6 protein-coding genes are annotated in these 7316 nt (G+C 42.5%); 2 read left to right on the top strand and 4 right to left on the bottom strand.

The window, feature by feature from the left end:
* Positions 1-1624 (top strand): FG-GAP-like repeat-containing protein (locus Q0X72_RS12735; protein WP_297766112.1); only part of this gene is annotated, 1624 nt, incomplete at its 5' end.
* On the opposite strand, the gene Q0X72_RS12740 is transcribed toward Q0X72_RS12735, so the two are convergent.
* Genes Q0X72_RS12740 through Q0X72_RS12755 form a run of 4 tightly spaced genes read right to left on the bottom strand, consistent with a single transcriptional unit; the run spans position 1581 to position 6661 of the window.
* Complete coding sequence (locus tag Q0X72_RS12740) at positions 1581-3698, bottom strand: thioredoxin domain-containing protein (protein ID WP_297766115.1); 2118 nt, start codon at positions 3696-3698, stop codon at positions 1581-1583. The genes Q0X72_RS12735 and Q0X72_RS12740 overlap by 44 nt on opposite strands.
* 47 nt (positions 3699-3745) lie before the next feature.
* Positions 3746-4498, bottom strand: a complete 753-nt coding sequence (locus Q0X72_RS12745; protein WP_367180462.1) for a PHB depolymerase family esterase — start codon at positions 4496-4498, stop codon at positions 3746-3748.
* 35 nt (positions 4499-4533) lie between these two features.
* Positions 4534-6168 (bottom strand): DUF5916 domain-containing protein, encoded by a 1635-nt coding sequence (locus tag Q0X72_RS12750; RefSeq protein WP_297766119.1) that lies wholly within the window; start codon positions 6166-6168, stop codon positions 4534-4536.
* Entirely contained in the window at positions 6152-6661 is a 510-nt protein-coding gene (locus Q0X72_RS12755) for a carbohydrate binding family 9 domain-containing protein (protein ID WP_297766122.1), read from the bottom strand. Before Q0X72_RS12755 ends, Q0X72_RS12750 begins: the two co-directional genes overlap by 17 nt.
* Before the next feature lie 162 nt (positions 6662-6823).
* Between Q0X72_RS12755 and Q0X72_RS12760 the strand changes: the two genes are divergently transcribed.
* Positions 6824-7316: ATP-binding protein (locus tag Q0X72_RS12760; RefSeq protein WP_297766125.1), on the top strand; the 493-nt coding region annotated here is incomplete at its 3' end.

The raw sequence follows: 7316 nt of genomic DNA on the forward strand, positions 1-7316 counted from the left end.
GAAAGAACTGATCACAAACCTTGCCCTCAATAAAGCATATACGCTAAATTACAGCAATGCTCAACTTGTTTCTCCTGTAATCAGTATTGATCAAAAGAAACTCTTTGAAAATGCAAATGCCGCAGATCTGGCAGCAGATTTCAGGCATGAGGAGAACTATTACAATGATTTTATTAAGGAGATCCTTCTTCCACATCAAACTTCTATGTTCGGACCAGGCATAGGAGTAGGCGATCTGAATGGTGACGGGCAAGACGATTTTGTGATCGGAGGTGCAGCCAACCACCAGGCCGGGATCTTCTATCAGACCACAACCGGCTTTGAACGAATGAAGATGCCGTCGGTGGCACGAGATAGCATTTATGAGGACTTAGGCATCCTTATTTTCGATGCTGAAGGAGATGGTGACAATGATCTGTATATGGTGAGTGGCGGAAATGAATTTGAAGCGGGTTCTGAATTGCTACAAGACCGGCTTTATCTCAATGATGGCAATGGGCAGTTATTAAGAGCTGCAAAATCACTCCCTGAAATGTACACCAGTGGCTCGCGCGTTAAAGCATCCGATTTTGATAAGGATGGTGACATGGATCTGTTTGTAGGCGGGAGATTAGTTCCCGGGCAATACCCCTTACCAGCCAAAAGTTATATACTGGAAAACGTGAGTACAGCTAAAGGAGGTGCTGAATTTAAGGATGTAACCCAGACCGTAGCTCCTTTTCTCGAAGATCTTGGAATGGTTACCGATGCAATATGGACAGATTACGATGGAGATGGTTGGGAAGACCTTCTTGTAACCGGGGAATGGATGCCAATTACGGTTATAAAGAATAAGAAGGGTGTCTTTGAGAATACGACTGATAAGAGTGGGCTCGCATCTTCCACCGGATGGTGGTTTAGCATTCAGCAGGGCGATTTTGATGCAGATGGAGATATGGATTATGTGGCGGGCAACCTGGGGCTTAATTACAAATACAAGGCTAATGATCAGGAAACTTTTGATATCTATTACAGTGATTTTGATAAAAGTGGTACTTCAGATATTGTATTGAGTTATTTTAACGGAGGCAAAGAATATCCGCTTCGTGGAAGAGAATGTTCTTCTCAACAAATGCCGGCAATCAAAAAGAAATTTGAGGACTACGCCTCCTTTTCTACGGCTACTTTAGAAGATGTGTACACAGAAGAGTATCTGGAAGAAGCCCTGCATTACCAGGTCACCTCTTTTGCCAGTGTATATCTTGAAAATACCGGACAAGGATTCATAAGCCATTCACTGCCTAACATGGCGCAGATCTCAAGCATCAACCAAATCCTGGTAGGTGATTACAATGCCGATACACATCTCGATATTGTGATCGCTGGAAATCTTTATAGCTCGGAGGTGGAAACTCCCAGGAACGATGCCAGTAATGGACTTTATTTGATGGGAAATGGAAAAGGCGACTTTACACCAGTAACTAATTACAAAAGTGGCTGGTTTACTCCGGGCGACGTAAAAGATATGATGCCCATTGAAATAAAAGGACAATCATATGTCCTGGTAGCTAAGAATAGTGAATCCCTGCAATTGGTAAAGGTCAATACACCTGAAAATCCTGTAGTTGCTGTAAGGCTTCCGTAACAGTCTTAACCGGTAATTTGCACGTATAGTTATAGCACACATAAATATAAGTCTCACCTTCAACATATCTATCTTCGAATAAAGGCAGGTCACTTTTTTCAGTACTCCCTGCAAAAAGCGCATTGGGTATATATTCTGTGTGCATTGCATTTAAAAGCTCCTTGGCATTGGCACCAACCCCAACTATCTCGTAAAAAGGATACGCATGTTCTAATAATAAAGAACCCCACATAGCGTAGTTATTGGCCGTTTCCTGAATAGGGTTCACCATGATAGAGACCATGCGCTGGGATCTATCCAATAGATCAGTATCATAATATAAATGACCCAGTTTAAATAAGTTTTGAGCCATCACCGCATTGGGAGAGGGAATCACTCCATCATCGGTCTTTATGATCTTGGCAATAAGTGAGGCTTGTTCATTATATCTGTACATTTCTGAATCAGGTTCTCCAAAATGGACTTTTACATATCCCGTAAGTTCTTTAGACAACTCCAGATAGGTAGTATCTAAGTTAATCTCATATAATCCCAAAGAGGCATTCGCCAGGAAAGTATAGTCTTCAAGAAATCCTTCTTGCCTTGTACTTCCCTTCTTATACGTGTGAACAAGTTTAGAATCTACATAAGAATGTTTTAAAAGATAATCAAAAGTGGAGTTGGCATGAGATAAAAATTCTTGGTTGCCAAAAGCTTTGTACGCATCTAAAAATCCCTGGATCAGCAAGGCATTCCAGGAGGTGATTATCTTGTCATCTACACGCGGATGAATGCGCTGTTCCCTTTGTTTTAGCAATAATGACTGCCACTTTTTCGTATAGGTCTGAAGCTCACTATTAGTGATTCCATGTTTTTTTTCAAAGTCGCGGTCCGTTACTCTTTTATGCAAGACATATTTATCTTTTTCCCAGGCCCATGCTTTTTTGATTGAATAATAGGAAGCAAAAAGGTCATACTCGTCCCCTAATAAGGATCGCAGTTCATTTTCCTTCCAGACATAGTAAGTCCCTTCCTCCCCTTCACTATCCGCATCAATAGCCGCATAGTAGCCCCCATCAGGGTTTTTCATTTCTCGGTCCAGAAATTCAATGGTCTCCAAAACTACTCTCTTATATTCCGGGTCTTTGTAAATTGTGTAGGCTTTGGAATATAAACTTAGTAATTGTGCATTGTCATATAACATCTTTTCAAAATGAGGCACTTTCCAGGTGGTATCGGTGCTATAGCGGAAAAATCCACCCCCAATATGATCATAGATGCCTCCTTGAAGCACTTTATTAAGGGTATTTTCAACAAATACATCTGTTTCAAGATCTTCTGATAGGGCCGCATAATCCAGCAGAAAATTGAGATTTACGGGGATGATAAATTTTAGTTTTCCAAGGTTTCCACCCCATTCCATGTCCCATTGTTTTTTCCAAGTGTTTACTGCCCGGGTCAGCAATTCTGGTTTAAGATCGGTTTCCGTGGTGATCTTAGGGATAAAATTAACTTCCGAAATACCCTGTGCTACCTTATTCGCATATTCCTCGGCTGCTTTTTTATCTTTTCTGTATTGCTTATTTATCTCGGTAAGGACCTTTATCCATTGGGCTTTGGTATGGTAGGTTCCGCCATATAATGGTTTTCCATTTGGCAATAAGATCACATTTAAGGGCCAACCTCCACTCCCTGTCATCAATTGCACGGCTGTCATATAAACCTGGTCCACATCCGGCCTTTCTTCACGGTCTACTTTGATATTAATAAAGTTGTCATTCATCAGAGAGGCCACCTCTGTATCCTCAAAGCTTTCTTCCTCCATTACATGGCACCAATGACAGGAAGAATACCCTATACTTACAACAATTAGTTTGTCTTGTTCTTTGGCCTCTTCCAGGGCCTTCTCACTCCATGGCACCCAATTCACCGGATTATGGGCATGCTGCAGCAGATAAGGACTTGTCTCATCAATCAGAGCATTTGTATAGGCATGATCTTCTGTTTTGCTCGCTTGCGGTTTACATCCAATAAAGAGGATCCCAACAGAAAAAAGAATTAAACGAATTGAAGAAAATATGGAGGCCTTACTCATGTTCTTACTATATATTGAAATAACGAAAATACGACATACACGAATCTTTATTCCATTTGTTGTTTCATAAACCAGTTGTACAAGGCCTCAGTCTGATATGCCTGCACCCAGGAATCGTGCCCCACCCCTTCATAGACTGTAAAGGTAACATCGTAGCCTATTCGTTTAAGTTCATTCACCATTTCTTCAGATTCGGAAAAAGGAATGGACGTGTCTTCTGTGCCATGAAAGACCCAGATAGGCATTTTTTTGTTGATCCAGGAGGCATAGGGTACAGGGGTCATCCCGCATACTACGGCCATGGCGGCAAACCTATCGGGATACTGCACTGCAAGTTCCCAGGCGGCACTCCCTCCCCTGCTTAATCCAGATAGATAAATGCGCTTGGGGTCTACCCTGTTATGCGTAATAATGGTATCTAGCAATTGCATTACTGCCCTTACGTTCCACCATTGTTTTTTATGTGGGTTTTGAGGCGCCAATACCAGAAAAGGGAATTGCTTTCCTTCGGCTAGCATTTTAGGCGGACCGTTCTTTTTTAGAGCAGCCAGACTATCCCCAGATTCACCGCCGCCATGGAGAAATAGTAATAAAGGAAAAGATCTATCCTGTTTCTCTTCATATTCTTTTGGAAAATAAAGATAGTATTGAAGCTTTTCTGAAACCAGGGTATGTTCTTCCCCCTCAATAAGTTGTTTTTGAGCATTACAGGAAGAAAATGCACAAAGGGTAATAGAAAAAGACATCCATAAAAAGATAGAAGTGTATTTCATAACAGGTTTAAAGGTATTATTCTTCATGTTGGAAGCGAAATAATTGCGGTATAATTACATGGTCAGAGCCTGAAATTGTAGCGTACTTTTAATAAGATCTGTTCATTTTGAAGCGTCCATCGGTCTGTGAGGTCATTGAATGTATTGTGGTTAAAAACCAGGAAAACATCTCCAAAAGGAGAAAATATCCAATGTATACGGGCATTGATTCCCAATATCCTGCTATCTGTATCGTATTGAACATAGCTATTCAGTTGCAGGTCTGAGGTAACATTAAATCTTACACGCGTCCCTATTAAAGTCTGGTCAAAGTCTCCAAAGGGCAATCTTCCTATATTCCTAACCCCGTTGAATTCAAATCCTATCAGGGAACTCGGGTTCCAGTTCAATTCAAGCTCAAACTCATCCAAGGTTCCGTCATAGAACGAACCAAACCACCAGGTGGCCTGTCCATTTAAGCGTCTTTTTGGAGCAAATTCGGCTTCCAACCTATAGCGCATAAAATGATATTTCCCTACCGGAATAACCACATTATCTGCAATCTCAAAAGGATCTATAATGTTCTCCCCAACAGGCCTCACATTCATTTCTATACGGTCGCCACTTTCCAACTGCCAATTCACAGGGGCCGTAAAGACACTATAGGATTGCCACTCCTCATTGATCCCTTTTATGTAGGTAAGGAAGAATTGATGGAACATTTGCCGTACAAAAGGCCACTTAGGTCTCGGTGCGTATATTGATCCAAGACGCCAGGAAGTTATTCCTTTTCGCGGCACAAACCCCAGAGAGGGATCAAAAGATTCGCCAATTCTGGCATAGGTAAGAGACAGATCCCATTTGTCATTGGGGTAATCTACTTTAAAGCCAAAGGCAGATCTGTTATCCAACAAATCGGCCCTATCCGTGTAGAGTGCCCATGCACCGGCTATAAAGTTCTTATTCCCATTAAAACGGGTGGTCTGGTACGTAAAATCTACTCCAGACATAAAGCTACCATCCCTGCCTAAGGGATCACCAACTGAAGTGATAAGGCCTACCGTACTTTCTTTAAAAACATTTTGGCGTATACGCATAACACCCATAGAAGTGGCATCATAGGAAGTACCTTCATTATCAAAGGAATTGGTCCTGATCCCCAATCCGCCAAAAGCAGTATTTCCTGTTCTTCCGTTGATCTTGGCACCTGCAACAATGGGTACCTGGGTGTTATCAAAAAGGCCTATTCTTCTGCTAAAAAAAGGTAGGACAGTGCTGTTACCTGTTCCAAAACCAAATTCAAAAATATCGGAGCCTTCAAGAAAGAAAGTTCGTTTTTCAGGAAAAAAAAGTGGGAAGCGCGTGAGGTTTGTTTGACGGGTATCTACCTCAGTCTCGGCAAAATCGGTATTTACCGTAACGGTCGCCAAAACGTTTGGGCCCAGGCGTTGGCTGGCATCCAGACTGCCTTCAAAGTCTACTATTGCAGCGGCATCTGCACCTTCTTTGTTCATGGAACTTACCAGGGATGGACGCACATTAAGGCCCAATCCGTAATTAAACTCAGGTAAATTCGTTAAAAGTCCGGCCCTGCTGGTCTGCCCAAAGAACTGATCGCGTTGAACATTGGCCCAGCGAATGGTCTCCTGATTTCGTTGAATACGTCTTTCTACATTAAATCCCCATTCGGTGAGACCCTTTTTAACAACCACTCTCATTAATACTTACGCGGGCTTCCCATATAGCATCCCAGTCCTCATTCTCAGACTCTCCCCTGTTGGAGACCAGGGCATCATAACGAGCGGCATTTGCATTTACTGCCAGGATATACCCGGACTGGCCATCCAGGAAAGGATCGATCACCACTTTCACATGGTCTTCATTGGAGATATCCGTATCCCTTAATTTAGAGAACCTAACAATCTTGTCCGGGTCTGGATCTTCACATTGAATCCCGATGATCAGGGACTTTTCATTCACTAACACCCTTACCAATGTAGCAGCAGATGGTACTCCTTTTTCAATAGGGACTGTAGTTTGAAAGGTGTTAAGAACAGGGGCATTTTTCCATTCCTCTTCGTCCATATAACCATCGATCCTTATTTCCCCTAAAAACCTGCCGGCCGCAAGAGTTGGTCTATCAGCAACCTGGCCTTGCAGAAAGAAGGTGCCAAAGAGAAAAATGGAAAGAAAATAATAAAATATCTTCACAAAAGGTTGGTCAACTATTAGAATGTAAGATAAGAGTATCTTTTGAAAATAGCATCGAACTATATTAACTTAAGTACCGAATAAGTGCGATCTATAGGGCAAAAGAAAAAAAGTTAGCGTACAAATAATCGGGGTTATTCCTGATAGGTTTTCCTGAATTTATTGACAAACGCCGTCAAGTACAACTGCGAGAATGGCACCGTCAGTGTTATTTTTGAACATGACGACGATAAATTGTTGCGCATTGGCATTCGCGACACCGGTGTAGGTATCTCACCCGAAAAACTTAAAGAATTGTTCCAGCCTTTCAATCGGCTGGGTGCTGAATTCAGCGGCGTCGAAGGTTCCGGTATTGGCCTGGTGATTACTCGCCAGCTGGTCGATTTAATGCGAGGTGAACTCGAAATCGATAGTAACCCAGGAGAAGGCAGTACTTTCTGGGTAACGCTTGAACTCGCGCCGACACCACAACCTGGCAGCCTGGTAGATTTCCCCGATCTGAAAACGACCCGGGTCAATCGCCCCAATGGGGAAACTTCACGCATCCTGGTTGCCGAAGATAACCTGATTAACCAGGTACTCATGGCCGCCCAGTTGAATATTCTTGGCTACAGCGCCGACTATGTCGAAAATGGAGCGCAGGCGCTAGAACTCT

Origin of the sequence: uncultured Muriicola sp. (assembly GCF_947258935.1) — a bacterium.
Lineage (GTDB): Bacteria > Bacteroidota > Bacteroidia > Flavobacteriales > Flavobacteriaceae > Muriicola.